We start from the raw sequence: 24,695 nt of genomic DNA on the forward strand, positions 1-24,695 counted from the left end.
CTAATAAAACGACGGTGCCTTTTTATCAGGTCGCGTTTTAAAGCGACGATGCACCCACATATATTGATCCGGCGCACAATTGATTGCTTGCTCCATTCTCTCGTTGACGCGAGTGACATCCGCAAGATCATTGCCACTTGGGAATGATTCTAAAATAGGTTGTATGTCTAAATGATACATCCCTTTTGCGTCTCTCGTACAGTGTAAGCTTAAAGTCTCAGCCTTTTTGTTTGCAGAAAATAATAAAGTACCAGTTGTTGTTGCAGCATCAGGAACAGCAAAGAAAGGTGCGAACTCACAGCGCTTGCGGCCATAGTCTTGATCAGGCAGGTAATAACAAACGCGTTTGCTCGAGAGCGTTTTCAATAACCCTTTGACGTCTCGTTTAGTGACTAAATACTCATTTGAGCGTAGTCGCCCACGGGTCATAAAAAACTCCATAAGTGGATTATTGTGTGGGCGATAAAAGCCAACACCTTGCATTTTTGTGCCTAGCACTCGGCTTGCCATCTCGAGGTGCAACATATGGGGAACCAGCATAAGTACCCCTTTTCCTTGCTTTTGCACGGCTTCAATATGCTCTAGCCCTTTAATCGAGCCCACCACTTGATTGATACGCCACGCAGGCCACCACCATGCCATTCCTGTTTCAAGTGTTGCTATGCCGGTATTTTCCATATTTTTTAGTAGCATAGCTTTGTGTTCTGCTTCACTTAGGTGTGGAAAGCAAAGCTTCAAATTGACATCAGCAATATGACGGCGACGTTTCATATATTTATGGACTAGACGTCCAAGGCCTCTACCCAGTGCAAATTGAACACCTTGTGGGAGCCATGAGATTAAATACAAGGCGAAAACACCAAGCCAAGTCAGCCAAAATTTAGGTGCTAAGAATGACCATTTGAAAGGTGAGTGAGTAACCAAAGTAATATACCTAAGATTTAATTGAAGCGGCTAGTTTATCTATATTGCTGTAAAAATACAAAAAGCCAGCATAGCTGGCCTTTTCAGAGGTGATAATCGAAGCACTTAGCCTTCAATTAAACCTTGGTTGATTGCTTCAAGATCGGTACGAGATAGTGTACCTGCTGCTTGTTTTAAGCGTAGCGACGATAGTACATAGCGATAACGAATATCAGCTAAGTTACGTTTCGCGTTATACAGGTTTTGCGTGCTGACTAGTACGTCAACGATGGTACGAGTACCTACATCAAAACCCGCTTCAGTTGCTTGTAATGCACTTTCTGCTGAAACAACGGCTTGCTCTAGCGCACGGTAAGTTGCAACGTCTGAAACCACTTGGTTATAAGACGTGATCACTGAGCGCGTCATGTTACGCATTGCCGCTTCCATATCTTCGCTGCTAGCAACAAAGTTTGCGCGAGCTTGATCGGTTGCTGCAACTGTACGACCACCTGTGTAAATTGGTACGTCTAGCGTTAAACCTACTGAAGTTCTGTCGCTACGTGGTGCGTGTTGACTACCAGCACTGTTAGCTAGGGAATCAGAATAAGAGGCGTTTAAGTTTAATGTTGGGTAGTGTCCCGCATTTGCCAAGTCAATTTGATCTTTTGCGATGTCTACCGCGGATTTTGCAACTTGAAGGTCTAAATTCTTCGCTTTTGCAATTTCGATAAAATCGTTCGTATTCTGCGTAGGCTTAACTGTTGAGAAGGTTTCAGTATTTAACTTATCTAGCTTAGCATGGTACTTACCAGTAATCGTGCGTAATGTTTCACGTGCTGTTTCAACAGCATTACCTGCTATGATTTCGTCTGCAACTGCACGGTCAAATTGCGCTCTTGCTTCATGCACGTCTGTAATTGCAGTCAAACCTACTTCGTAGCGCTGTTTTGTCTGCTCTAGTTGACGTTCAATAGCGCGCTTCTCGGCTTGTACAAACTCTAGGCTATCTAACGCACTGAGCACATTAAAGTAACCTTCAGCGATACGGACAATCAAGGTCTGCTTTTGCTGCTCATATTGCGTCGATGCTTGCATTGCACGTTTTTCTGCAATTGAAAGACCTTGCCAAGATGCCATATCAAAAATGGTTTGGCTTAGAGAGATTGAACGCTGAAAGGTGTCAGTGTCAGACTCAAACATGGTGTAGCCTGTTGAGTCATTTTGCTGGCTCGATGGGCCTTCAGAGTTAACGTCTGTATAACTCATTTGAAAACCAAGCTGAGGTAGCAATACGCCTAATGCTTGGTCTTGTGCATATTTTTGCGCATCAGCCTGCGCTTTAGCCTTTAATACGGTAGGATCGTTAGCCGTTGCAATGTCGTATACTTGCAGTAGGTCTTCCGCGTGGGACAGGCTGCTTGAAAGTGCGCACGACAACCCAACAACTAATGATAGTAGAGTTTTTTTCATTTTTCGCTCAGTCCTTAGACAATTTTTATACTGTCAGCATGTTACCCTGTTTTTGCGGCCCAATTAAAGACCAAATGCGTAAAACATCGCCAACAAGTGTAACAGAATATATTAATACCACTTGGGTATTGTAAAGTGGAAAAAGTTAAAGGTAAACGACTTCGTTTACTTATTCAGGTATGACCCTACTATAAGGGCGATTGGTTAGCTTTTAAACCGTTGCTATTAAAAAATACAGGATTATTTTATGAAACCTTTGAGTCAGTTCAACAAAGTCGACGTCAATGTTTCTTCAATAGAAACAATCTTCAATGGTTTTTTTACCATTCATGAGTACCAATTTACCCATACCTTGTTTAATGGCGGTGTATCAGAGCCGATAACTCGCGAGATATTAGAGCGTGGTCATGCGGTTGCAATATTGCCGTATGATCCTATTACGGATAACGTGTTGCTTATTGAGCAAATTCGAATTGGGGCGCTGGCTTCAAAACACTCCCCTTGGCTTTTGGAGTGCATTGCAGGGATGGCTGAAGGGAGCGAAGACTATGAAAGTGTTGCAAGAAAAGAAGCCAAAGAAGAGGCTGGACTTGAGCTTGATAAGCTCATTTATATGCGCTCTTATTTATCAAGCCCAGGTGGTACAACAGAGCGGCTATATTTGTATCTAGCGCTTGCTGATTTATCTAAAGCGGGTGGGGTTTATGGACTGGCTGAAGAAGGTGAAGATATTAAAGTGCATGTGATGCCACTTGATGAAGCCCTTGCACGTCTTGATAATGAGGAAATCGATAACGCTGCCACTGTTATTAGTCTACAATGGTTGGCATTAAATAAAGCGCGGATATAGAAGCAGTGTAGGAGTCGTATTTTTGTCACAAGTGCTGAACTCAAAGCAGTATATTCAATCTCTGCCCCGTTACATCACGCTGTGCGAACGTAATTATTTACGGGCGCTAAAATTGCTACCTGAAGAAGTGGTCGGTGAGAGTCGAGTGATTGACTTAGCGTCTGCGCGCTACTGTTTGAGCGTAGCTGGGGTTAGTAAATACACAACAGACATTTACATCGAGCAGATGGCGACGATAAGCGCCCATTTGCCACACTTTTCGTTGTCTGTGCGCCTCTACCATGATGCTAAAGTGGCTGAAGTAATTCACCGTGATTATCATCGTCGAATAAAGCCATCCTATGGTTACCCAAATCCTGATATGCACCAAAAAGATGAAAAGTATCAAATAAATGCGTTTTTAGCTGATTGGCTTATGGTGTGTTTAGAAAAAGGCCGCGTGCATTTAAACTGGGATGTAAACAATGGCTTGGTTTGATCTCGAGCTGCAATTCGATAAAGCGCAAATTCGTATTGGCCATTTTACGGATTGCCATTTGTTTGCCACGCCTTGTGGGGAATACTTTGCGGTAAATACCGCCGCTAACCTTGAACGCACTCTAGCAGCGATGGCAAAAGAACATTTTGATTGTGTGGTGTTTGGCGGTGATTTAACACAAGATCACAGTGCGGCTTCTTATCATGAGTTTGCCCGTATAGTGAGAGAAAGTGAGTTGCAATGCCCTGTGCTTTGGGTGCCGGGTAACCACGACGATCTCGCTTTACTTGAAGAAATGAGTGTTGGGCAAATCGTCCGTCATAAATGCATCACAGGTCCGTTTGGCCAAGTGCTACTGTTAAATTCAAAAGGTGAAACACCCGCCGGATGGTGCGCTAAGTCACATTTAGGTGCGCTCAAAGACAAGCTTAATAACAATACCATTGTTTTTGCTCACCACCATCCTAGACCAATTGATGGCTATTTAGATAAACATATGCTCGAAAATGGTCCTGCACTTTTAAACCTGTTGGTGGACTCAACGCAAGTCTTAGGGCTATTTCATGGTCATGTGCATAATGAATATCAACAACAATTTCGCACTTTACCTATCTACGCTACGCCTGCAACATCGATCCAATTTGATAAGCACACAAAGGACTGGTGTCAGTCTGATTTGGGTCCCGCTTATCGTGTCATCGTATTTAGTAAAAGCGCTATAACAACAGAGGTAAAATGGCTCGGAAAGTAGTTTATATTCACGGCTTTAATAGCTCTGAGCTGTCCTATAAAGCAACGGTATTTGGTGAATATATGTTGGATAAACAAACGCCATATATTGTTCCAAGGCTGCATTATGACCCGAGAGTCGCATTGGCACAGTTGGATAGCGTCATTGATTCTGATACTGTGTTATTAGGTAGCTCGTTAGGCGGCTATTACGCCACCTACTTTTCGCAACATCTTGGCTGTAAAGCAGTGGTGATAAACCCTGCAGTTAGGCCTTTTTCATTATTAAATGACTACCTTGGACCACAATACAATCCTTATCAGGACTGTCATTATGAGCTGCAGTATGAACATATTGATGCGTTAAAATCCATGTATGTCGAGCAGCTGAGTAATCCAGAAAACTTGCTATTATTGCAACAAACGGGCGACGAGGTGCTGCCTTTTGAAGAGGCGGTGCGTTATTATAGTCATTGTCGTCAAATTATTGAGTTTGGTGGGGATCATAGCTTTGTTGAATTTCCACGCTATTTTGACACCATCACCAAATTTTTAACTATCAAAAATTAGAATTTATGCACAAAGCTCTGCTCAAAACTGTATGTTGTGCATATACTAGCGGATAAAAAGATAACTAGAACTAGCCTATGAGTCAGCAAAACTATAATGCCGAAGCTATTGAGGTACTCAATGGCTTAGAGCCAGTTAAGCGCCGCCCTGGCATGTATACCGATACCACCAGACCTAATCATTTAGGCCAAGAGGTTATCGATAACAGTGTCGATGAAGCCTTAGCCGGACATGCCACCAAGATTGACGTGATCTTGCATGAAGATAACTCCTTTGAAGTCATCGATGACGGTCGAGGAATGCCTGTGGACATTCACCCAGAAGAGGGCGTGCCAGGGGTTGAATTGATCCTGACCAAACTTCATGCCGGGGGCAAGTTTTCCAATAAAAACTACCAGTTCTCCGGTGGTCTTCATGGGGTGGGTATATCGGTTGTTAATGCGTTGTCGACTCGGGTCGAAATTACCGTTAAACGCGATGCGCAAATCTATGAAATGGCATTTGAAAACGGCGATAAAGTCGAAGACTTAAGAGTGACCGGCAGCGTTGGTAAACGTAATACCGGCACCTCAGTACACTTTTGGCCCGACGCGAGTTATTTTGACTCAGCTAACTTCTCAATTACTAAGTTAAACCACTTGCTCAAAGCTAAGGCTGTATTGTGTCCAGGGCTTAGAATTCGTTTTGTAAATAAACAGACGAAAGAAACGCAAGAATGGCACTACGAGGCAGGTCTTGAGGATTACCTAAAAGACAGCGCTGAAGGCTACGAAGTGCTGCCGAAATCCCCATTTACAGGCAGTTTCAGTGGCTCAACCGAAGGGGTTGATTGGGCGCTTCATTGGTTGCCTGAGGGCGGGGAATCCATCGCTGAAAGCTACGTAAACCTTATTCCAACGGCACAAGGCGGAACCCATGTAAATGGGTTACGCCAGGGCTTACTTGAAGCGATGCGTGAGTTTTGTGAATTCAGAAACCTGATCCCGCGTGGCGTGAAACTGACGCCTGATGATGTTTGGGACCGCTGTAGTTATGTCTTGTCGGTTAAAATGCAAGACCCACAATTTGCCGGTCAAACCAAAGAGAAACTGTCATCACGTTCGTGCGCTACCTTTGTGTCTGGCATTGTCAAAGACGCCTTTAGTTTATGGTTAAACGAACACACTGAAACTGCAGAGTTACTTGCTGAGCTGTGTATCAGCAATGCGCAAAAACGTTTGCGTGCCGCGAAAAAAGTGGTCCGTAAAAAAGTCACTTCGGGTCCTGCTTTACCGGGTAAATTAACCGATTGTTCTGGAAGTGAAACCGAACGCTCAGAAATCTTTTTGGTGGAAGGGGACTCAGCGGGTGGCTCGGCAAAACAAGCTCGAGACCGTGAGTTTCAAGCAATCATGCCGCTGCGCGGTAAAATCCTAAATACCTGGGAAGTGGAATCTGGACAGATCTTAGCCTCGCAAGAAGTACATGATATTTCTGTTGCTTTAGGTATTGACCCAGACTCTGAAGACTTATCAGGCTTGCGCTATGGTAAAGTATGTATCCTCGCGGATGCGGATTCTGACGGACTTCACATTGCGACTTTGTTATGCGCACTCTTTGTGAAGCACTTCCCAGAGCTTGTTCGTAAGGGCCATGTTTTTGTTGCCATGCCGCCGCTATTTCGTATTGATGTTGGTAAAGAAGTTTACTACGCCCTTGATGAAGATGAGAAAAAGGGCATTTTAGACCGTATTGAGGCCGAAAAGAAACGCGGTAAAGTCAACGTACAGCGCTTTAAAGGGTTGGGTGAAATGAACCCGTTGCAATTGCGTGAAACCACCATGGATCCAAATACTAGACGTTTAGTTCAGCTGACATTAGATGAGCCTGAACAAACTCTCGAAATGATGGACATGCTATTAGCTAAAAAGCGCTCTGGTGACCGTAAAGTTTGGCTTGAGCAGCACGGAGATAAGGCAGAGGTTTAACATGAAAATACATAGTAAATTGACCACGGTAGCGACGACGCTAGCAGCAGTGTTATTAAGCTCACAAGCACTGGCAAACGATATGCTTTCGCGCCTTTCAGTACCTAAAGGGTATGAGCTGAGCTATTTTGCGAAAGATGTTGAAAATGCAAGGCAAATGGCGGTGGGTAAAGATGGTACTGTGTATGTTGGCTCTCGCAAAGCGGGTAAAGTTCACGCACTCATTGACAACAACCGTGATGGCGTAGCCGACAAGAAAATTTTGGTTGCAGAAGGGTTGAATATGCCCTCCGGTATTGCGCTAAAAGACGGTGACTTATATGTTGCTGAAGTTGAGCGTATTGTGCGTTTTAAGCAAATCGCAAAAAACCTTAAGGCACCGGTAAAAGAAGTGGTGTTCGATGATTTGCCTGACAAACGTCACCACGGCTGGAAGTACCTGACAGTATCGCCGGAAGGCGAACTTATCATTCCTGTTGGCGTGCCTTGTAATATTTGTGCCGAAGACCCTAAGTTTGGCCGTATATTTTCACTAAATCTTGAGACAAAAAAGCTTTCGACGATTGCCAAAGGCGTGCGTAACTCAGTGGGTTTTGATTATCACCCAGTAACTGGAAAGTTATGGTTCAGCGACAACGGTCGTGACATGATGGGAGATGACATTCCACCATGTGAAATCAACCGTGTTGACGAAATAGGTCAGCATTTTGGCTTCCCGTATGTTCATGGCGGCAGTGTGCTAGACCCTGAATTTGGTGAGGGTAAATCGGTGACTGACTACGCCATGCCAGCCCTTGCACTACAAGCGCACGTTGCACCGCTGGGCATTCACTTTTACCGTGGCGAGCAATTTCCAAAGGCAATGAAGCATCAGCTTTTTGTTGCTGAACATGGTTCTTGGAACCGCAGCAAAAAAGTGGGCTATCGAGTAATGCGAGCAAATGTGCAAGATGGCCAAATTAGAGGCTATGAGCCTTTCCTTACCGGCTTTATGGAAAACGAAACAACCTATGGTCGACCTGCCGCAATTGCAGAGCTTAGCGACGGTAGCCTGCTCGTTTCCGATGATTACGCCAATGCGATATATCGCATCAGCTACAACAACAAGTAAGGTGTAACATGACAGATCCTCAAGCCTTGTCCTTGCAAGGCATTGAACAACTTCCGATGGGGCGTTTTACTGAAGATGCCTATCTGAACTATTCCATGTATGTGATCATGGATAGGGCGTTACCACATATTGGTGACGGCCTGAAGCCTGTACAACGTCGTATTGTATATGCGATGAGTGAGCTGGGCTTATCAGCTCAAGCAAAATACAAAAAATCTGCCCGTACCGTTGGTGACGTATTGGGTAAATATCACCCTCATGGCGACAGTGCTTGTTATGAGGCCATGGTACTCATGGCGCAGCCATTCTCTTATCGCTATCCGCTGGTGGATGGCCAAGGTAACTGGGGTGCTGCGGACGATCCTAAATCATTTGCTGCGATGCGTTATACCGAGGCACGTTTATCTAAGTTCTCAGAAGTACTGCTGAAAGAGCTTGGTCAAGGTACGGTCGATTGGACTGCTAACTTTGATGGCACCTTAGATGAGCCGCAAGTGTTACCTGCGCGTTTACCACATATCTTGTTGAATGGGGTGACGGGTATTGCGGTGGGGATGGCAACCGATATTCCGCCGCATAACGTACGCGAAGTTGCTGAAGCTTGTTGTTTGTTATTGGATAAGCCTAAAACCGAACTGGAAGAAATTCTAGAGTTGGTCAAGGCGCCAGACTATCCAACCGATGCGGAAATCATTACGCCGCAAGAAGAGATCAAAAAGCTTTACACCACAGGTCGTGGCTCAATCAAGATGCGTGCTGTATACACCGAAGAGCAAGGCGAAGTGGTGATCACCGCGTTGCCACACCAATGTTCGGGTGCCAAGGTGCTAGAGCAGATAGCAGCGCAAATGACAGCGAAGAAACTCCCTATGGTGGCGGATTTGCGTGACGAATCGGACCATGAAAATCCGACGCGTATCGTCATCGTACCGCGCTCAAATCGAGTTAAAGTCGAGCCATTAATGGCACACCTATTTGCCACGACAGATCTTGAAAAGAACTACCGTGTAAACATCAATATGATTGGTTTAGACGGGCGTCCACAAGTTAAAGACTTGCGTCAGATTTTATCTGAGTGGTTAGTATTCCGTCGTGAGACGGTGCGTAGACGTTTGCAGTATCGCTTAGACAAAGTGCTTGCGCGTTTGCATATTCTTGAAGGTTTGATGATTGCATTTTTGAATATCGATGAAGTCATCGAAATCATTCGCAACGAAGACAAGCCAAAAGAAGAGTTAATAGCGCGTTTTGGTCTTTCAGATAAGCAGGCAGAAGCAATTCTAGACCTGAAATTACGCCACCTTGCAAAGCTTGAAGAAATGAAGATCCGTGGTGAGCAGGATGAGCTTGAAAAAGAGCGTGATGGATTGGAAAAAACCTTAGGCTCTGAGCGTCGCATGTCGACGTTGATGAAAAAAGAAATTCAAGAAGCAGCTGAATTGTATGGCGATGATAGACGCTCACCGGTAGTTGAGCGTGGTGAAGCCAAAGCGCTTAGTGAAAAAGATTTGATCCCATCAGAGTCCGTAACTGTTGTGCTATCTGAAAAAGGCTGGGCGCGTTTTGCGAAGGGTCACGATATCGATGCCGAAGGGCTAAGCTACCGCTCAGGAGACAGTTATAAAGCATCTGCGAAAGGCAAGAGTAATCAGCCTGCAGTGTTCTTAGATACCTCAGGGCGAGCCTTTGCAACCGATGCGCATAGTTTACCTTCAGCTCGGAGTCAGGGCGAGCCGATGACAGGACGCTTTAACTTGGCATCAGGATGTAACTTTGAACATGTGGTCATGGGCGAAGAGAAGTCGACTTACCTGATGGCGACCGATGGCGGTTACGGTTTTATCAGTGACTTTGCTGATATGGTAAGCAAAAACAAAAATGGTAAAGCGTTTGTTAGCGTGCCAAAAGGTGCGCATTTGATGGCACCTATCCAGGTATTTGATGTTGCCACCGATATGTGTATGGCGATTTCGAGCGAAGGCAGAATGCTGCTATTCCCATTACGTGATTTACCTAAGCTTGGTAAAGGTAAGGGGAATAAGATAATCTCTATCCCTAGCGCGAAGGTGCAAAGCCGCGAAGAGTTTGTCAAAGTGTTAGCGGTAGTACCTGAAGGCGTTTCTGTTACCTTACATGCAGGTAAGCGCAAGCTAACCTTAAAGCCGAGTGATTTAGAGCACTATTACGGCGAGCGAGGGCGCAGAGGTAATAAGTTACCGCGCGGATTACAGCGCGTTGATAGCTATGATCTGGAGCACAATGGTATCGAGACACCAGAAGACAATGACGCCAGCGTAGATACCGAAGATTAACCGATACAGGCCGCCCACCGCGGCCTTATTTTTATCTGTTGAAAACCATCGCGAGGTGGACTCGCTGCCACCAAATTAATCACTCAGTGTAGGTGTCTGTTCACCCACCGATCTTTGTGTCTGAGCCGGTTTATTCGGCGATCTTTTAGCTGTTTAGAATATCGCGAGGTGGACTCGCTACCACCAAATTAACCACTCTGTGTGGGAGCCTGTTCACCCATTGAACTTTGTGTAGGAGCCGGTTCACCCGGCGATCTTTTAGCAGTTTAGAATATCGCGAGGTGGACTCGCTACCACCAAATTAACCACTCTGTGTGGGAGCCTGTTCACCCATTGAACTTTGTGTAGGAGCCGGTTCACCCGGCGATCTTTTAGCAGTTTAGAATATCGCGAGGTGGACTCGCTACCACCAAATTAACCANTTCCGTGTAGGTGTCTGTTCACCCATTGAATTTTGTGTAGGAGCCGGTTCACCCGGCGATCTTTTAGCTGCTTAGCACATCGCGAGGTGAGCTCGTTCCCACTAATTAAATAACGCTATGCAGGTGTCTGTTCACCCGGCGATCCTTAACTTTAGAATATGGCTCCCCAAATCAAAAAATGAAAATAAAAAGACACTATTATTGCAGCATTTTATTGCGCTTTACGTTAAAATATTCGGTTATACCAATCACACAAGTGCCTATGGCTTGCAAACAATTGTAATTGGTATCAATTGGCAGCGCTTGCTGCTTGTCACCATCACACGGGCTTCCTAACGGGGTATTTATGTCAGATAAGTGCTATATCACAGCGCAACAATTGCTAGAAGATTCATTTCGCTTAGCCGCTAAAGTTTATGAAGACGGGTTTAGACCTGACTTTATTATCGGTATTTGGCGTGGTGGTGCGCCTATTGGTATCGCAGTTCAAGAATACTACGATTACAAAGGTATAGAGACTGATCATATCGCAGTACGTACTTCTTCTTACTATGGTATTGGTAAGCAATCTAAAGAAATCAAAGTACACGGTCTGCATTACATCGTTGAAAATGCAAACGCTGACGATTCATTACTAATCGTTGATGACGTGTTTGATTCTGGCCGCAGTATTTTTGCGTTGAAAGAAAAGCTTGCAGAGTTAATGCGCCTGAACTTGCCTCGCGATATTCGTGTTGCTTGCCCATACTACAAGCCAGCAAACAAAAAAGTACCAATGACACCAGATTATTTTATTCATGAGTCTGATGAGTGGTTGGTATTCCCTCACGAGCTGTCAGGCTTAACACCGGAAGAATTAGTGGAAGGAAAGTCTGACTTAGCAAATATTAAACACCTATTTGCAAAGTAAGTTAATCAGTACTCTAGGGCGAGCAAGTACTCGCCCTAGTTATTCTAACCGCGAAAAATTAAGCTTGCGCGAAGCTATCAACAAAATCCTCAAGCGCGTCAACATTGACTGGCTTTAAGCCTTCACTACTACGTACTATCAAGCCCTTTTCTACCAATTCACTTACCACCCGACGATATGCACGCTCAGTGGTCGCAAATCTTTCGGCTTCAGCACTTACCGTTGAGTAGGCACGCAGTAATGTTGGATTCGAATTCTCGGCACGTAATAAGCAGTCTTTAGCAATGTTGTAGCTCAGCGGTAACAGCAACTTGTCTAAGTTTATCTTTTGGTTTTCAGTAAACTTAGCAGCGATGGTTTGCGCGGTATATAGGCTCAGCTCCGGCTGCTCAAGCAGTAATTTTCGCCAATACTTTAGCTCAATGAGGTGATAAGTCACATCGCTCAAGCAAGTCACGGTATAAATACAAGGCTGGTGATTCAGCGCTTCGATTTCGCCAATTAGCGTGTTGTTACAGTCCAGTTGTCCGAGTAATAGGCGACGACCGTTACCGACATCATAACTAAAAGACACAGTACCACTGGTCACCAATATGAGTTTACTCAATGGTTCATCTTGGTGGATCAAGACTTCTTTTTTGCTGTGCTGAAAACTATTACCAGCAAAAGCGAGTAACTGTTCGACCAAATTGGTTGAAAAATGATATTGAAACATCTAGATGGCTCTTCGGACATATGTCCTATTTATTAAACTATAATGACGTTAGCATGAATTTTTCAGTTTTACGCTAACTCACACCGTTTAAGTAATATCGGTTTTATCTCAGCGCTGTGGCGAAGAATTTAATCAACGATATTACCATTAAACCCCCACTTCCCGTGTTAGAGCTAATTTATTGGTGCTAATTTCTAGGGGCTTGTGGGTTAGCCTTTTTATTCTGCTCGATACGTAAATTCGAGCATAAACTATATGCTAACGCAACTTAGGGGAGAGGACAAATGAGTTGGGAATATTTAGGCTATTTAGCCTCTGCTTTTTTGGTCGTTTCTTTGATGATGAGCGATGTTGCTAAGTTGCGTTGGTTCAATTTAATGGGCTGTATTTGTTTTACCGCCTATGGTGCACTTATCCAAGCTTGGCCGGTGGCGTTAACTAATGGTCTACTGGCACTAGTTAACACCTACCACTTGGTGAAATTACAAAAAGATCAACGCTGATATTTAAGTTCACCTGCAATCCAGGTCTGCTCGACTTTAATATCATCAATTTTATCTTCGCTTACGGTAAAGTAATCTTGGTCGATTAAGATAAAATCGGCCCACTTACCTTGTTCTAAACTTCCCAGTTTATATTCTTGAAATGCAGCATAAGCAGCATCAATAGTAAATGCTTGGAGTGCTTGTTCTCTGGTTAGTTTTTCTGTTGGGCGCCAGCCATCTTTGGGTAAATCTTGATGGTCTTGCCTGGTGATGGCTGCATGCAGGCCATGGAAAGGGTTTGCAAGCTCCACCGGAAAGTCAGAGCCCGCCGCCACTCTATTTCCTTGCTTTAAGAATGTTTGCCATGCGTAAGCGCCGCTAAGCTGTTTGTTGTCTAGGCGCTTTTCGGCCATATGCATATCAGATGTGGCATGAACAGGCTGCATTGATGGAATAATATCTAACGTCTTAAAGCGGGGGATATCATCCGGATGGACAATTTGTGCGTGCTCAATGCGATTTCTGAGCAGTCTTCCACCTGCTTTTTTAAAAACGTGTTGATATGAATCTAGCACGATGCGATTCGCTCTATCGCCAATGGCGTGCGTGTGCGCACTGTAGCCGCTGCGTATGGCTTGGGTGATCAATGCTTCAAGCGTCGCTTGATTTTCGAGCATTAACCCTTTGTGACCTTTGCGGTCATGATAGTCACGAATAAGTGCTGCACCTCGACTGCCAAGTGCACCATCAGCATAGATTTTTACACTACGAATAGAGAGTTGATCTCGTGTATCTTTGATTACTCCGGCGTCTAACATTTCTGCGAGTTTGGGGGAGCTTGCACTTAGCATAGCGTAGACGCGCAGCGGCATCGTGTGTTCCTTGGCGCGTGTTTGGTAAACCTGCCACGTGGTGTAGTCAATCCCGGCATCATGAGCTGAGGTAATACCTAAACTCAGTAAGTGTTCTCCGGCTTTATTCAGTGCCTTGTTTACCTGTGCATCTGACTGAGCAGGGACATGAGTGCGAATAAGATCTTCTGCTTTGTCGATAAAAATTCCGCTCGGCATACCGCTACTCAGTGTAATGATTTCGCCGCCTTCAGGTGTCTTTGTTGATCTCGAAATGTTGGCAAGCGCCATCGCTTTTGAGTTTACCCAAATAGCGTGACCATCTACTCGAGTGAGCATGACGGGCTTATCTTTTACGTATTTGTCGAGATCGGCTGCGGTTGGGAATTGTCCGCCGGGCCATAAGGTTTGATCCCAGCCTCGACCTATTATCCATTCACCTTCATGGGCTTTTGCGTAGTGGCTAAGCCGTTTTCCTACTTCTGCAATGGTTTTGCTACCGCGCACGTCGAGTGTGAGTAAATTATTGCCAAGGCCAATGATGTGACCGTGCGCATCAATTAAACCGGGCAATAGGGTTTTTCCCTCACCATCAAACTTGGTTGCACTCGGGTATTGAGTACTAAGATCCTTTGAACTTGTTTTTACGACTTTTCCATCTTTAATGACCAAAGAAGAAAAGCGCTCAACTTGCTGCGCTTTAGTGGGCGTATAGCCATTTACATTGTGAATTAAGGTTACTTGAGCTGTTGATGACAGGCTAAAGCTAGCCAAAAGCGCGAGGAATGTTTTTTTCATTATATTGTCCTTCACTGAGAGTATTTATTCAGAATAATCATCTAACTCAATAAAGCCAAGTCTTTGAGTTGAGAGTATACTTGGGTTTTAAAGGAGTGGAGTGTCAAAGTGAAGTTGTTTGTTGTATACCTAGGCGGCCGTATTCAAGGTTGCCATATTGAAATGCATGATGTGCGCTTTGTCGCGGCAAATACAATTGAAGAGGCTTATCCAAAATTAAAGCAGCAATGGGTTGGTGATAAAAACTCGGTGCATATGGATAGCTACACAATCATTGAACATGCCGATGGCTATGCCATTGAACTTACCGAAGAGCGTGTTGAGCAAGCTGAGCATTTGTATTTTGTGAACTTGGGAGGATATAAGCCAGATAGTTTAGCTGAGGCGCATGACTTTGGGCTGTTCGTTGCGACGAATGCGGATGAAGCAAAAGAGAAGGCAAAAGCGTTTTTGCTTAACGGTTTTAGCCATATTCATAAAGACGATTTACATGATGTAGATGACTGTTTTGCCATCGATTTATTTGATCAAAACTTAAATATCAAGCTCACCCACAGTGGCCAATCAACACCGCTTTCCCCTTTGTGGTTTGGTTATCATCCTTTGTAATCTATTAAGGAGAGGGATATTTTAGCCCTCGCCCTCATTGTTTTCATCGTTATCTGCCTTTATGGCTATTTTGATAGCGACAATCACGACGGCAAACATTAAAAACGGCAGTGCAGCTAGAGAGTACTCGACAATGTGGCTGTCTTTGTAGCTAGGTTGCAAAATAAAATGGCCGCCTACACACATTAAGATCACTACAAACAGCAAAGGTAGCATCATAATCTCTTTGTTCTTTTTGTGTTTTTTCATTTTGAACTCAGCTAATTATTCTTTCATTGAATGGTGATCACTCTCTCACACACAGTGCAAAAAAGCCTTGATCGAAATCAGTGTGGCGGATTATACCAATTCACTCTGAGTTAGAAATAAAATTCATTAGTTTATTACTTGGGAGGGGGGGAGGTCCGTGGTATAACGAAAATCTGTCGCTGGAAAATCAAGCAATAAATTATGACCAAAAACAATAAACAAACCATTGTTATCAAGCTCGGCACAAGTGTCTTAACTGCAGGCAGCCAGACCTTAAACAAGCCCAGGCTTGTTGAGCTGGTAAGGCAGTGTGTAACGTTGCGTCAAGCTGGCCATCAGGTCATTGTGGTTTCCAGCGGTGCTGTTGCTGCGGGGCGCGGTGTGTTACAGCAACAAATTGGTCATTCACTCGCTGAAAAACAGATGTTGGCTGCGATTGGACAAGGTCAATTAATCCATTTATGGCAGTCATTGTTTAGTATTTACGACGTTAATGTGGCACAAATGCTACTGACACGGGCCGATCTTGAGCACCGCGAACGTTATCTAACGGCACGGGACATGCTCACTAAGCTCTTAGAGCATCATGTCGTGCCGATCATCAACGAAAACGATGCGGTGGCAACGTCTGAAATCAAAGTTGGCGATAACGATAACCTCTCTGCTTACGTCGCAATTTTAGCAAATGCTGATAAATTGGTATTACTCACCGATCAGCATGGTCTTTTTACCGCAGATCCCAGAGCCAATCCAGATGCGCAGTTGATAGAGCAAGTAACACATATAAACGACGAACTTAGAGCTCTTGCTGGTGGTAGTGGCACACAACTTGGCACGGGTGGTATGGCGACTAAGTTGCAAGCCGCCGACATCGCACAACGAGCAGGCGTTGACGTCGTGATAGCAAAAGGCAGTGAATACGACATTTTACCGCAAGTACTCACCCAAACCGCACCAAGCACGACGTTTTTGAGGTTTGACGCTCCGGTTGGAGGGCGCAAGCGTTGGTTACTGTCTGGTCCTAAATCAACCGGTAAAATTATTTGTGATAGTGGCGCAATCAATGCGGTATGTAATCAAGGAGCAAGTTTACTAGCAAAAGGCATCGTGTCGATTGAAGGGCAATTTAAACGTGGTGAGCTGGTTCAAGTGTTTTGCCAACAAGGCACGCTACAGGCGCAAGGTTTAACTAGCTTAAGTAATCAAGAACTTGGTTTGGTAATTGGCCGTCATAGTAGTGAATTTGCGCAGTGTCTCGGCTTTGAAAGTGCGGAGGAGATCATCCACCGCGATAATTTGGTGCTTTTGAATCAACATAGCCAGCAAGAAGAGTTAAATTAGCCTATAAATTACTGTAAATTCAGAAGGCTGTTCTACACTTATCAAGAGTCAATTTTATTGAGAGACCTTGAATGTCGATTAGCTATCCACCCTGTGGTCACGAACTTACTTTAGAGCTTTTGGCGCAAAAGAGTGAACTGGTGCTAATGCAGGCCCTTGAGCGGGTTATCTCCGATGTTTGTGGGGAAAGCTACGCATTTTATTTCAGTAAAAGCTTATCGGAAAAAGAAATCCCAAAGTCCATATTTGTGAGCCATCGCGACTTTTGTGTTGTGGTGGGACCGGTAGATGCCGTGGTGGATAAATTACAGCAGCGCCAAGATGACAAACACCTCATTCAATACCACGGCGATAGTGTTATCCCGTTTTATCACCAAGCTCAGCTCGTTGGTTTTTTATATATAGAAGGTCAAGTAAATCTTACCACTGCGACTTTAATGAAGCACTTACTCACCGTTTTTACGCATCAAATGGCAACATTACACTTTGCTCGTATCGATCCACTCTCCGAGCTACTCAATCGCCAAACGTTTGATGAAAAAGTTATGGAAATAACCAATGGAGATGGGTTCACGGTATGCCGTGATGACAATGAACATCGCAAGTGGTACTTAGCGATGATAGATATTGATCACTTTAAACAGGTGAATGACAATTTTGGTCATGTGATTGGCGATGAAGTGATCCTGCTGGTAGCGCAAAAGATTAAAGCTAACTTTAGAGCGGAAGACTATGTGTTTCGCTACGGTGGTGAAGAGTTTGCGGTGCTATTTCAAAGTCACAATGACGATTCTGCTGTAGTGGCACTTGAGCGCTTGAGAAAAGCAATTGCCTCAAGCCGATTTCCACAAGTAGAGCATGTTTCTGTGAGCCTTGGTTTTACCGAAGTAGTCGATACTCTACAAGTTTTGGAGCAAGTTCATAAAGCCGATCTCGCGCTTTATCGCTCAAAAGAAAATGGCAGAAACCAAGTTACAAACTACCTTGTTTTGGGGTTAGCCGAATCGCAATACGCATGTGCAGAAATAGAGTTGTTTTAAGCTCCGCTTATATATAGCGCTTAAAGATTATGCTAAACTCCCCAACCTATTTTTTAGCGAATTTAGCAAAAGGTTTGGGAAACGTTATGCAGTTTGTAAGATGGTTTTTAGGACGTCTGATTTTACTTTTTGATTTTATTTTTACCCCACGCAGTAAAAAACGTGCCGCAGAACAACAGCAAAAGTTAGATGCTATGACGGCAAACTTAAAGTTATACCAATTTAAGGCATGTCCATTTTGCGTTAAAGTGCGCCGCGCTGCCAAGCGTGAAGGGCTTAAGCTCGAAACCCGTGATGCCAAAAATGATGAGCAATATCGCCAAGAGCTGCTAGAGCAGGGCGGTAAAGTGAAGGTGCCATGCTTGCGAATCGAAGAGCAAGGCGAAGTCACTTGGCTGTACGAATCCAATGACATTGTTGCTTATCTAGAAAAGCTGGAAAAAGCAGCTTAATTCACGCGCCTTACTATGCGCTAATCAGGCGCTATGCTAGCATAGCGCCATTAATCGACTAATCCATTTTTAAGAGAATTTTGATGACTATCCGTACTCGTGTCGCACCCTCTCCAACAGGTGATCCGCATTTAGGAACGGCTTATATTGCCTTATTCAACTATTGCTTTGCCAAGCAGCAAGGTGGTGAGTTTGTATTACGAATTGAAGATACCGATCAGGTACGTAGTACAGTTGAATCTGAGCAAGCTATCATGGACAGCCTACGTTGGTTAGGGCTTGACTGGGATCACGGTCCGGATGTAGGTGGCGAGTTTGGTCCATACCGTCAATCAGAGCGTTCTGACTTATACAAAAAGTTTGCACAGCAGCTTGTAGATGATGGTAAAGCGTTTTACTGCTTTGCGACGGCTGAAGAGCTAGACCAAATGCGTGAAGAGCAGATGGCAGAAGGCTTACGCCCTAAATACGATGGCCGTGGCTTACGTTTATCTGAAGAACAAGTAAAGGCAAACCTTGAAGCTGGCAAGCCTTACGTAATTCGCATGAAAATCCCAGAAGAAGGCACGTTTAAGTTTAACGATTACCTACGCGGTGAAATTGAGATCCCATGGGAAAACGTAGACATGCAAGTTTTGTTGAAAGCCGACGGCTTCCCAACTTACTTCCTTGCAAACGTAGTAGATGACCATCACATGGAGATTAGCCATATCTTCCGTGGTGAAGAGTGGATCAACTCTGCGCCTAAACTACTAAAATTGTACGAAGACTTCGGCTGGGAAGCACCTGTACTTGGTCACTTACCGCTACTTCGTAACCCTGATAAGTCTAAGCTGTCAAAGCGTAAAAACCCAACTTCAATTAACTACTACAAAGAAATGGGTTTCTTACCAGAAGCACTACTTAACTATTTAGGTCGTATGGGTTGGTCAATGCCGGATGAGCGTGAAAAGTTCACTTTGGCTGAGATGATTGAGCACTTTGATATGAAGCGCGTATCACTTGGTGGACCTATCTTTGATATTGACAAGCTTAACTGGTTAAACGGTCTGTGGATCCGCGAAAACCTAACCGATGCAGAACTTATCCAGCGCTTTGTCGACTGGAAGTTTAACGGTGATATGTTGGCTCGCGTACTTCCTGAAGCCAAGGCGCGTATCAACACGCTATCTGATTTGGTGGGGCTAGCCGGTCACTTTGTGGCGGGCTTACCTGAATACGATCCAGCGTTATTAACGGCTGGTAAAGCGGACGAAGAAGTGGTTCGTCAAGCTCTGCAGTTCTTTATTTGGGAATTGGAAAAGCTGCGTACGTGGAACAAGTCTGAGATCTTCTCTATTGCAAAGGCTGTGGCGACACACCATGAGTTAAAGATCAAAGAGTTCTTAGAGCCTATCTTCGTTGCTATTACAGGCAAAACCTCATCGACTTCAGTAGTAGATGCGATGGAAGTGTTAGGTTCAGACCTTTCTCGTGCGCGTTTAAGAGTGGCACTAGAGCATATTGGTGTATCTAAAAAGCAAGCGAAAAAGCTTGAAAAAGCATACCGTGAGTACCCGTCTATTGCATAATAGCGAGACCGTATTGTAAAAGCCGCTGATGTAGCGGCTTTTTTATTGTCTGAAATGTATCGTGTTTATCGCTTTNGTGCCATCAACACATCAAGAGACTGCTTTAATAGTTGAATTTGCTCCATACTTAAGCCCGCTTTTGCCATCATTTGTGCTGGGATACAAGCGCATGATTGCTCGAGGGTTTTACCTGTTTCAGTTAAGTGAATGAAGGTTTGCCGTTCATCATCAGGGTTTTTGCTACGGGTAACGAGGCCACGCTCTGCTAAGCGCTTAAGGAGCGGTGTTAGGGTGTTGCTATTGAGTTCAGCTCGTTCGCCTATTTCTTTCACGAGCTGTCCGTCTTGCTCCCATAAAATCAATAACACTATGTATTGCGGATACGTGAGCCCAACCTCTTTGAGTAACGGCTGATAGAGTCGTGTAACCTGTCTTGATGCACTATATAGCCGAAAACAGATCTGGTTATCGAGATTGAGCTGCGGGTTAGATTGACTCATTTAATAACTTTTCAATATCTTTGGCTATTTGTTCAGGCTTGGTGATTGGGGCATAGCGCTTAACGGGTTCACCCTGCTGGTTAAATAAAAACTTAGTGAAGTTCCATTTGATTTTATTACCAAATAGCCCCGGAAGCGCGGACTTTAGGTATTGATACAGTGGGTGTGCTTTATCGCCATTAACCTCAATCTTTTCCATCATCTGAAAATCAACACCGTAGTTGATTAAGCAGCCTTGTTGAATTTGTTTTGCATCGCCGGGTTCTTGTTTACCAAACTGATTGCAGGGAAAGCCGATGATCACAAGTCCCTGATCCGCGTATTTTTGGTGTAGCTCTTGGAGTCCTTCATATTGTGGTGTTAATCCACACTCACTAGCCGTGTTAACAATAAGCACAGCTTTGCCTTGTAATTCGGTAAAGTGATATGCCTGACCTTGTAACGTGTTTGCTTCAAACTGATAGAGTGTCGTCATTTTTAGTCTCTTGTGATTTAATCGTGTGCGATTTAATTTAGACTAAGTATGACCCTTGTGCAACCGCAGTTGAAATTATTTTGCAGGAGTATGTTGATATTTGGCGCTTAGCATCGCAAGCCGCCTGGTGATCAATGCGTGATCTTGCTTAGGGAGATATTTTAAGTGTGTGGTTAAGTAGGTACTGGTCGAATAGAGTGCACGGATCATCTGGTTGGCCTTTTCGATAAATGCTCGTGTTTCTTGGGTATGGCTACAAGCAATATGGCCTTCAAGATGAGGGAGGTTATTTGCAATCGGTAATGAACCCACTAGATGAGCTTTGTCCTTAGGAAAGCTTTGCTGAAAAATAGCGGGGTAGGCCAATATGAAGTCGACCTTACCTGCACTGAACTGCTCCATAATGGTTTGTGCTGAGGTTTTATACGGTCTAATGGCAACATTTTTGGGTTCAAGTAGCGCTAATGCGGAGTCAATGGTATTGCCATAAGATTTGCCGACCTCTTTGATGATGGTGGCTTGTGGATAGTAAGCCATTAAACTCGCAAGCGACTTCAGTTTACCAGTGGCGTTCACAAGGCTGGCATCCATCGGGGTGTGCTGTTTGAAGTAATATAATCTATGGCTTGGATATAGATGGATGGGGATGGTAAACAAGAAAGCTTGCTGGCGACTTGGGGTTTTTAGGCGAGACATCGCACACACGGGCTCTTCGCTTGCTAGTAATTGGTTAAGTTTGCTTGGGGTGACAATGTTAAAATCAAAGTAATCTCGGCCAAACTGGTTTAAAAGCAAGTTGTTAGTATCTGACTCTAAACTATAGGCTTGCTTGGTAAAAAGTCTTTGCTCATCGGCAGGTTCATTCGAGAGCAGCAATATTTTTGCGTTGCAGCACGTACTAAACAACAGCAGCATTGGCAGTAAATATTTCATTATCGTTCCAACCCAGCAAAGTAAACACCAGTTTACTATAGAACATTGTGCTTAATTATCCGAAGTTCAGGTTAATTAGCATTCAAAACTCGGTGCCAAATCAAGATAAGCGGTTATTTGACCTTAACTCTTTGTGCTGAGTTTTATAACCTGTCATCATTGCAATGATTTTTACCTATGGGGCAAATAAACGATGACCAAAGTGTGGGATGGATTTATCCGCGGGTTTCACTGGCTGCTCGTAGCAGGACTAGTAACCTTATATATTACCGGTGAAGAGGGCATGATGGATCTTCACTTTGTTACTGGCTATTTATTATTAGCACTGATGGCCGCACGATTAATTTGGGGTGTCATTGGTAGTCAAACCGCTAAATTAAGCGCGCTATTTCATTCACCTAAAGCAATTTTATCGGCCATTAAATCAAAACAAAGCCATGTAGGACATAATCCTGCGGGAAGTTTGATGGTGCTGCTATTTTTTGTGTTGATCCTTGTTCAGCTTGTTTCTGGCTTGATGACAACTGATGATATTTTGGTGGAAGGACCGCTTGCACAATATGTATCTTATGACTTAGTTGAATTAGCAGGTGATATACATCACACCAATATTGAGCTCTTAATTGCCGCCATTGCACTGCATATATTTGCTATTGTGGTGTATCGCCTAAAAGGTCAAAACCTAGTAAAGACGCTAGTAACTGGTAAGCAAGAACATGCAGTCAGCACGCCTGTCATGAAATCGGGTGTTGCTGCATACCTTATCTTTATTGCAATTTCTGCTGTATTACTCTTTACTTGGGGCGCTGAGCCATTACAAGGGTTAATGTAACTCAACTCTGAACGGAAGTTAGCGAGGTTACTGTTTTCAATAACCTCGCTAACCTTTAGCATCAAGTCTGGGCAATGTAATATTTGTTAACAGATTATCGTAACAGATATGACCTCTATTTCAGAAAATTCTGGTAACATGACGCAGTTTTATCTTAGAGGTTAGAGAAAAGTAGCGATGTTAGAGCCGTATTATCAACAACAAGCAAATGAGATCACCATTACCAGAGAGCAGGGGAGTTTATTTGCAAAAGGAGTCGCGGACGACTACAACCCATTGCACGACATCGATGCTAAGAAGTTTTGTGTGCCGGGCGATCTACTTTTCTCCTTAGTGTTAAAGCACTATGGCTTAAGCGAGAATATGGAGTTTAGCTTTGTGGGCATGGTTGATGAAACAACTACCCTTACATTGCCAGAAGGTGCTGCACAATTTGATATTACAGCAAATAATAAGGTGATGCTGTCCGTGTCGCGTGCTGGCGAAACCAGCACTTGCCCAACGCTCATCAATAGTTTGACGAGCAATTACGTAGAATTTTCAGGCACCACTTTTCCTCATGTGATCATTCCATTGATGGGTGAGCAAGAAGTAATGATCAACCCTGCAAGGCCAATGGTGATTTACGAATCTATGTCTATCCATATGGATGATATATCTGTGACGGAAGTAACATTGGAAGCGGCCAAGCCAGAGTTTAGCTATGAAGGCAAACGTGGCAAGATCAACCTGCGTTTTAACTTGCTGTCTAACGGCACTAAAGTTGGTTATGGTGAAAAGCACATGTTAGTTTCAGGGATCCGTGAGTATTGTCAGCAAACCGTTGATGATTTGATTGCCTATTACAACGATAGAAAAGTAGCATTAAAGCCGTAACTTCCCAATACGCGCTGACGCATCAGTCAGCGTGTTACTCACACCGCCTTTCTTTTAAACAATAATTCATCCACTCTTCAGCTGTCCGCTATACGCTATACTGTTTAGATAAAATGCAATTGAATTAAATGGTATTACTGTGCCGTATACAGACTTGCTCAAACCAGAAGCTTCACAACAAACATTATTAAAATGGCAAAAAACAGTCGACTTAATGGCGAAGATCTTTTCGGTGCCCGCTGCGTTTGTGGTGCAAAAAAAAGAAGACGGCTTTGTAGTAATGATTGCAAGCAATCAAGAAGAAAACCCGTATCCTGCTGGTGGTTTCATACCGCAAGAAACCAATATCTTTTGTAAGCATGTTGTCGCCAATAACTGTAACCTATATGAGCAACACGCCAGTGCCAATTATCAATGGGACGATAACCCTGAGGTTGCCAATGATGGGTTTGAGTCTTATTTGGGTGTACCCATCCATTGGCCCAATGGAGAGTCGTTTGGCACTTTGTGTGTGATGGATTTTAAACCCACGAATTATGACGCTCCGTTGGTCGAGTTTATAGAGCATTTGCGCGATATGCTAGAAGATGATTTGGTGATGATTGAGCGCTATAGCAAAATCAAAGCGATTGCGATGCAAGACCCGTTAACTGAAGTATTAAATCGTCGTGCGACTGAAATACTCGGTGAACACAAGCGTGATATAGCCTTAAAACTGGGTGGTGCGCTTTACTGTGTCTTTCTTGATTTAGATGGCTTTAAACCGATAAATGACAGTTATGGTCATAAAATTGGTGATCAGGTGTTACAAAGTTTGGCTGAAGCCTTGAAAGCCACAAGCGGCGAAGATGATATTATTGGACGCTATGGTGGGGATGAATTTCTGGCTATTGTACAACGAGATAATGAAGAGGCAGTAAACGAATTTATTTTTCAAAGTGAAGCTAATTTCTATCAAGTGTTAAAAGAGAAAAAGCTCCCTAAGTGCGGTTTTTCAGCGGGATTTGCAAAGAGCAACAGTAAGTTTGAAAGTATGGCTAGCCTATTCGCTCGAGCAGACAAATATATGTACCAGAAAAAGATGACCTAGAGTGCTGACGATTAGCATTTTCCTTAAATTAATTCCCGCACTTGCCGTCTACTAAACGGTAATCTCATCGCTCTAATACCAATTTGTCTTTTGAAAATAAAAACGGCACTGAGTAGCGCCGTTTTTGTGAGAGTTAACTCTAGTTGCTATCAC

Annotated in this window: 25 protein-coding genes; 17 read left to right on the forward strand and 8 right to left on the reverse strand. The window is 43.9% G+C overall.

Annotation, left to right across the window (positions count from 1 at the left end; all coding sequences use genetic code 11):
* Together lpxL and tolC are read right to left on the reverse strand one after the other, a co-directional pair.
* A complete protein-coding gene (gene lpxL / locus CKO50_RS04365; RefSeq protein WP_095727164.1) occupies window positions 1-924 on the reverse strand; it encodes an LpxL/LpxP family Kdo(2)-lipid IV(A) lauroyl/palmitoleoyl acyltransferase in 924 nt (307 codons plus the stop codon).
* Between the two features lie 105 nt (window positions 925-1,029).
* Entirely contained in the window at window positions 1,030-2,376 is a 1,347-nt protein-coding gene (gene tolC / locus CKO50_RS04370) for an outer membrane channel protein TolC (RefSeq protein ID WP_095727165.1), read from the reverse strand.
* Between the two features lie 247 nt (window positions 2,377-2,623).
* Here tolC and CKO50_RS04375 point away from each other — a divergent pair, with 247 nt between their 5' ends.
* The 8 genes from CKO50_RS04375 (at window position 2,624) to CKO50_RS04415 (ending at window position 11,725) form a co-directional block, all read left to right on the forward strand.
* On the forward strand, window positions 2,624-3,226 hold the full coding sequence (locus CKO50_RS04375; RefSeq protein ID WP_095727166.1) for an NUDIX domain-containing protein: 603 nt from the start codon (window positions 2,624-2,626) through the stop codon (window positions 3,224-3,226).
* A 22-nt stretch (window positions 3,227-3,248) separates the two neighbouring features.
* Window positions 3,249-3,704 (forward strand): DUF1249 domain-containing protein, encoded by a 456-nt coding sequence (locus CKO50_RS04380; RefSeq protein WP_095727167.1) that lies wholly within the window; start codon window positions 3,249-3,251, stop codon window positions 3,702-3,704.
* Window positions 3,691-4,455 carry a metallophosphoesterase gene (locus tag CKO50_RS04385; RefSeq protein ID WP_095727168.1) on the forward strand — a complete coding sequence of 255 codons (765 nt, stop codon included), beginning with the start codon at window positions 3,691-3,693 and terminating at the stop codon, window positions 4,453-4,455. The genes CKO50_RS04380 and CKO50_RS04385 overlap by 14 nt, the downstream gene beginning before the upstream one ends.
* Window positions 4,440-5,003, forward strand: a complete 564-nt coding sequence (locus CKO50_RS04390) for a YqiA/YcfP family alpha/beta fold hydrolase (protein WP_095727169.1) — start codon at window positions 4,440-4,442, stop codon at window positions 5,001-5,003. The genes CKO50_RS04385 and CKO50_RS04390 overlap by 16 nt, the downstream gene beginning before the upstream one ends.
* Window positions 5,004-5,080: 77 nt before the next feature.
* Window positions 5,081-6,970, forward strand: coding sequence for a DNA topoisomerase IV subunit B (gene parE, locus CKO50_RS04395; protein WP_095727170.1), 1,890 nt, complete (start codon window positions 5,081-5,083; stop codon window positions 6,968-6,970).
* Window position 6,971: 1 nt separating this feature from the next.
* A complete protein-coding gene (locus CKO50_RS04400) occupies window positions 6,972-8,081 on the forward strand; it encodes a sorbosone dehydrogenase family protein (RefSeq protein WP_095727171.1) in 1,110 nt (369 codons plus the stop codon).
* A gap of 8 nt (window positions 8,082-8,089) precedes the next feature.
* Window positions 8,090-10,393: a DNA topoisomerase IV subunit A gene (gene parC / locus CKO50_RS04405; protein ID WP_095727172.1), complete on the forward strand. Its 2,304-nt coding sequence runs from the start codon at window positions 8,090-8,092 to the stop codon at window positions 10,391-10,393.
* A 768-nt stretch (window positions 10,394-11,161) separates the two neighbouring features.
* Window positions 11,162-11,725, forward strand: coding sequence for a phosphoribosyltransferase (locus CKO50_RS04415; RefSeq protein WP_010607696.1), 564 nt, complete (start codon window positions 11,162-11,164; stop codon window positions 11,723-11,725).
* A 58-nt stretch (window positions 11,726-11,783) separates the two neighbouring features.
* Here the strand turns inward: CKO50_RS04415 and CKO50_RS04420 are convergent, their stop codons facing one another.
* Window positions 11,784-12,440 (reverse strand): Crp/Fnr family transcriptional regulator, encoded by a 657-nt coding sequence (locus CKO50_RS04420; RefSeq protein ID WP_095727174.1) that lies wholly within the window; start codon window positions 12,438-12,440, stop codon window positions 11,784-11,786.
* A 284-nt stretch (window positions 12,441-12,724) separates the two neighbouring features.
* Here CKO50_RS04420 and CKO50_RS04425 point away from each other — a divergent pair, with 284 nt between their 5' ends.
* Window positions 12,725-12,943, forward strand: a complete 219-nt coding sequence (locus tag CKO50_RS04425) for a YgjV family protein (protein WP_010379202.1) — start codon at window positions 12,725-12,727, stop codon at window positions 12,941-12,943.
* On the opposite strand, the gene CKO50_RS04430 is transcribed toward CKO50_RS04425, so the two are convergent.
* A complete protein-coding gene (locus CKO50_RS04430; protein WP_095727175.1) occupies window positions 12,934-14,574 on the reverse strand; it encodes an amidohydrolase in 1,641 nt (546 codons plus the stop codon). The two genes, CKO50_RS04425 and CKO50_RS04430, sit on opposite strands and share 10 nt — an antisense overlap.
* 108 nt (window positions 14,575-14,682) lie before the next feature.
* Here CKO50_RS04430 and CKO50_RS04435 point away from each other — a divergent pair, with 108 nt between their 5' ends.
* Window positions 14,683-15,183 (forward strand): DUF1543 domain-containing protein, encoded by a 501-nt coding sequence (locus tag CKO50_RS04435; protein WP_095727176.1) that lies wholly within the window; start codon window positions 14,683-14,685, stop codon window positions 15,181-15,183.
* A 21-nt stretch (window positions 15,184-15,204) separates the two neighbouring features.
* Here the strand turns inward: CKO50_RS04435 and CKO50_RS04440 are convergent, their stop codons facing one another.
* Window positions 15,205-15,432: a hypothetical protein gene (locus CKO50_RS04440; RefSeq protein WP_010379194.1), complete on the reverse strand. Its 228-nt coding sequence runs from the start codon at window positions 15,430-15,432 to the stop codon at window positions 15,205-15,207.
* Window positions 15,433-15,633: 201 nt separating this feature from the next.
* Here CKO50_RS04440 and proB point away from each other — a divergent pair, with 201 nt between their 5' ends.
* The 4 genes from proB (at window position 15,634) to gltX (ending at window position 19,836) form a co-directional block, all read left to right on the forward strand.
* On the forward strand, window positions 15,634-16,773 hold the full coding sequence (gene proB, locus CKO50_RS04445; RefSeq protein ID WP_095727177.1) for a glutamate 5-kinase: 1,140 nt from the start codon (window positions 15,634-15,636) through the stop codon (window positions 16,771-16,773).
* A 71-nt stretch (window positions 16,774-16,844) separates the two neighbouring features.
* The gene (locus CKO50_RS04450; protein ID WP_095727178.1) at window positions 16,845-17,813 is read left to right on the forward strand and encodes a GGDEF domain-containing protein; all 969 of its coding nucleotides are present in this window, start codon (window positions 16,845-16,847) and stop codon (window positions 17,811-17,813) included.
* 86 nt (window positions 17,814-17,899) lie between these two features.
* Complete coding sequence (locus CKO50_RS04455) at window positions 17,900-18,265, forward strand: glutaredoxin (protein WP_026000901.1); 366 nt, start codon at window positions 17,900-17,902, stop codon at window positions 18,263-18,265.
* 83 nt (window positions 18,266-18,348) lie between these two features.
* Window positions 18,349-19,836 carry a glutamate--tRNA ligase gene (gene gltX, locus CKO50_RS04460; RefSeq protein ID WP_010607688.1) on the forward strand — a complete coding sequence of 496 codons (1,488 nt, stop codon included), beginning with the start codon at window positions 18,349-18,351 and terminating at the stop codon, window positions 19,834-19,836.
* Window positions 19,837-19,901: 65 nt separating this feature from the next.
* Here the strand turns inward: gltX and CKO50_RS04465 are convergent, their stop codons facing one another.
* From CKO50_RS04465 to CKO50_RS04475, 3 genes are all read right to left on the reverse strand, one after another.
* Window positions 19,902-20,336, reverse strand: coding sequence for a MarR family winged helix-turn-helix transcriptional regulator (locus CKO50_RS04465; protein ID WP_095727179.1), 435 nt, complete (start codon window positions 20,334-20,336; stop codon window positions 19,902-19,904).
* Entirely contained in the window at window positions 20,323-20,811 is a 489-nt protein-coding gene (locus tag CKO50_RS04470; RefSeq protein ID WP_095727180.1) for a glutathione peroxidase, read from the reverse strand. Before CKO50_RS04470 ends, CKO50_RS04465 begins: the two co-directional genes overlap by 14 nt.
* A gap of 75 nt (window positions 20,812-20,886) precedes the next feature.
* Entirely contained in the window at window positions 20,887-21,744 is an 858-nt protein-coding gene (locus tag CKO50_RS04475; protein WP_095727181.1) for a transporter substrate-binding domain-containing protein, read from the reverse strand.
* Window positions 21,745-21,937: 193 nt separating this feature from the next.
* Here CKO50_RS04475 and CKO50_RS04480 point away from each other — a divergent pair, with 193 nt between their 5' ends.
* The 3 genes from CKO50_RS04480 to CKO50_RS04490 all read left to right on the forward strand — a co-directional run bounded on the left by CKO50_RS04480 (window position 21,938) and on the right by CKO50_RS04490 (window position 24,542).
* Window positions 21,938-22,576, forward strand: coding sequence for a cytochrome b/b6 domain-containing protein (locus tag CKO50_RS04480; RefSeq protein ID WP_095727182.1), 639 nt, complete (start codon window positions 21,938-21,940; stop codon window positions 22,574-22,576).
* 177 nt (window positions 22,577-22,753) lie between these two features.
* Window positions 22,754-23,452, forward strand: a complete 699-nt coding sequence (locus CKO50_RS04485) for a DUF3581 family protein (RefSeq protein ID WP_095727183.1) — start codon at window positions 22,754-22,756, stop codon at window positions 23,450-23,452.
* 139 nt (window positions 23,453-23,591) lie between these two features.
* Window positions 23,592-24,542 (forward strand): sensor domain-containing diguanylate cyclase, encoded by a 951-nt coding sequence (locus CKO50_RS04490; protein WP_095727184.1) that lies wholly within the window; start codon window positions 23,592-23,594, stop codon window positions 24,540-24,542.
* The last annotated feature ends 153 nt before the right edge of the window (window positions 24,543-24,695 follow it).

Source organism: Pseudoalteromonas sp. HM-SA03, from assembly GCF_002289345.1.
Classification (GTDB): domain Bacteria; phylum Pseudomonadota; class Gammaproteobacteria; order Enterobacterales; family Alteromonadaceae; genus Pseudoalteromonas.

What these genes read in the sequence shown, in the direction of transcription:
- CKO50_RS04470 (WP_095727180.1), bottom strand. Translation starts at nt 20,811, where the DNA reads ATGACGACACTCTATCAGTTTGAAGCAAACACGTTACAAGGTCAGGCA.
- CKO50_RS04375 (WP_095727166.1), top strand. Translation starts at nt 2,624, where the DNA reads ATGAAACCTTTGAGTCAGTTCAACAAAGTCGACGTCAATGTTTCTTCA.
- CKO50_RS04385 (WP_095727168.1), top strand. Translation starts at nt 3,691, where the DNA reads ATGGCTTGGTTTGATCTCGAGCTGCAATTCGATAAAGCGCAAATTCGT.
- CKO50_RS04450 (WP_095727178.1), top strand. Translation starts at nt 16,845, where the DNA reads ATGTCGATTAGCTATCCACCCTGTGGTCACGAACTTACTTTAGAGCTT.
- gltX (WP_010607688.1), top strand. Translation starts at nt 18,349, where the DNA reads ATGACTATCCGTACTCGTGTCGCACCCTCTCCAACAGGTGATCCGCAT.
- CKO50_RS04415 (WP_010607696.1), top strand. Translation starts at nt 11,162, where the DNA reads ATGTCAGATAAGTGCTATATCACAGCGCAACAATTGCTAGAAGATTCA.
- CKO50_RS04430 (WP_095727175.1), bottom strand. Translation starts at nt 14,574, where the DNA reads ATGAAAAAAACATTCCTCGCGCTTTTGGCTAGCTTTAGCCTGTCATCA.
- CKO50_RS04485 (WP_095727183.1), top strand. Translation starts at nt 22,754, where the DNA reads ATGTTAGAGCCGTATTATCAACAACAAGCAAATGAGATCACCATTACC.
- proB (WP_095727177.1), top strand. Translation starts at nt 15,634, where the DNA reads ATGACCAAAAACAATAAACAAACCATTGTTATCAAGCTCGGCACAAGT.
- tolC (WP_095727165.1), bottom strand. Translation starts at nt 2,376, where the DNA reads ATGAAAAAAACTCTACTATCATTAGTTGTTGGGTTGTCGTGCGCACTT.
- CKO50_RS04420 (WP_095727174.1), bottom strand. Translation starts at nt 12,440, where the DNA reads ATGTTTCAATATCATTTTTCAACCAATTTGGTCGAACAGTTACTCGCT.
- CKO50_RS04425 (WP_010379202.1), top strand. Translation starts at nt 12,725, where the DNA reads ATGAGTTGGGAATATTTAGGCTATTTAGCCTCTGCTTTTTTGGTCGTT.
- CKO50_RS04400 (WP_095727171.1), top strand. Translation starts at nt 6,972, where the DNA reads ATGAAAATACATAGTAAATTGACCACGGTAGCGACGACGCTAGCAGCA.
- parE (WP_095727170.1), top strand. Translation starts at nt 5,081, where the DNA reads ATGAGTCAGCAAAACTATAATGCCGAAGCTATTGAGGTACTCAATGGC.
- CKO50_RS04455 (WP_026000901.1), top strand. Translation starts at nt 17,900, where the DNA reads ATGCAGTTTGTAAGATGGTTTTTAGGACGTCTGATTTTACTTTTTGAT.
- CKO50_RS04480 (WP_095727182.1), top strand. Translation starts at nt 21,938, where the DNA reads ATGACCAAAGTGTGGGATGGATTTATCCGCGGGTTTCACTGGCTGCTC.
- parC (WP_095727172.1), top strand. Translation starts at nt 8,090, where the DNA reads ATGACAGATCCTCAAGCCTTGTCCTTGCAAGGCATTGAACAACTTCCG.
- CKO50_RS04440 (WP_010379194.1), bottom strand. Translation starts at nt 15,432, where the DNA reads ATGAAAAAACACAAAAAGAACAAAGAGATTATGATGCTACCTTTGCTG.
- CKO50_RS04390 (WP_095727169.1), top strand. Translation starts at nt 4,440, where the DNA reads ATGGCTCGGAAAGTAGTTTATATTCACGGCTTTAATAGCTCTGAGCTG.
- CKO50_RS04475 (WP_095727181.1), bottom strand. Translation starts at nt 21,744, where the DNA reads ATGAAATATTTACTGCCAATGCTGCTGTTGTTTAGTACGTGCTGCAAC.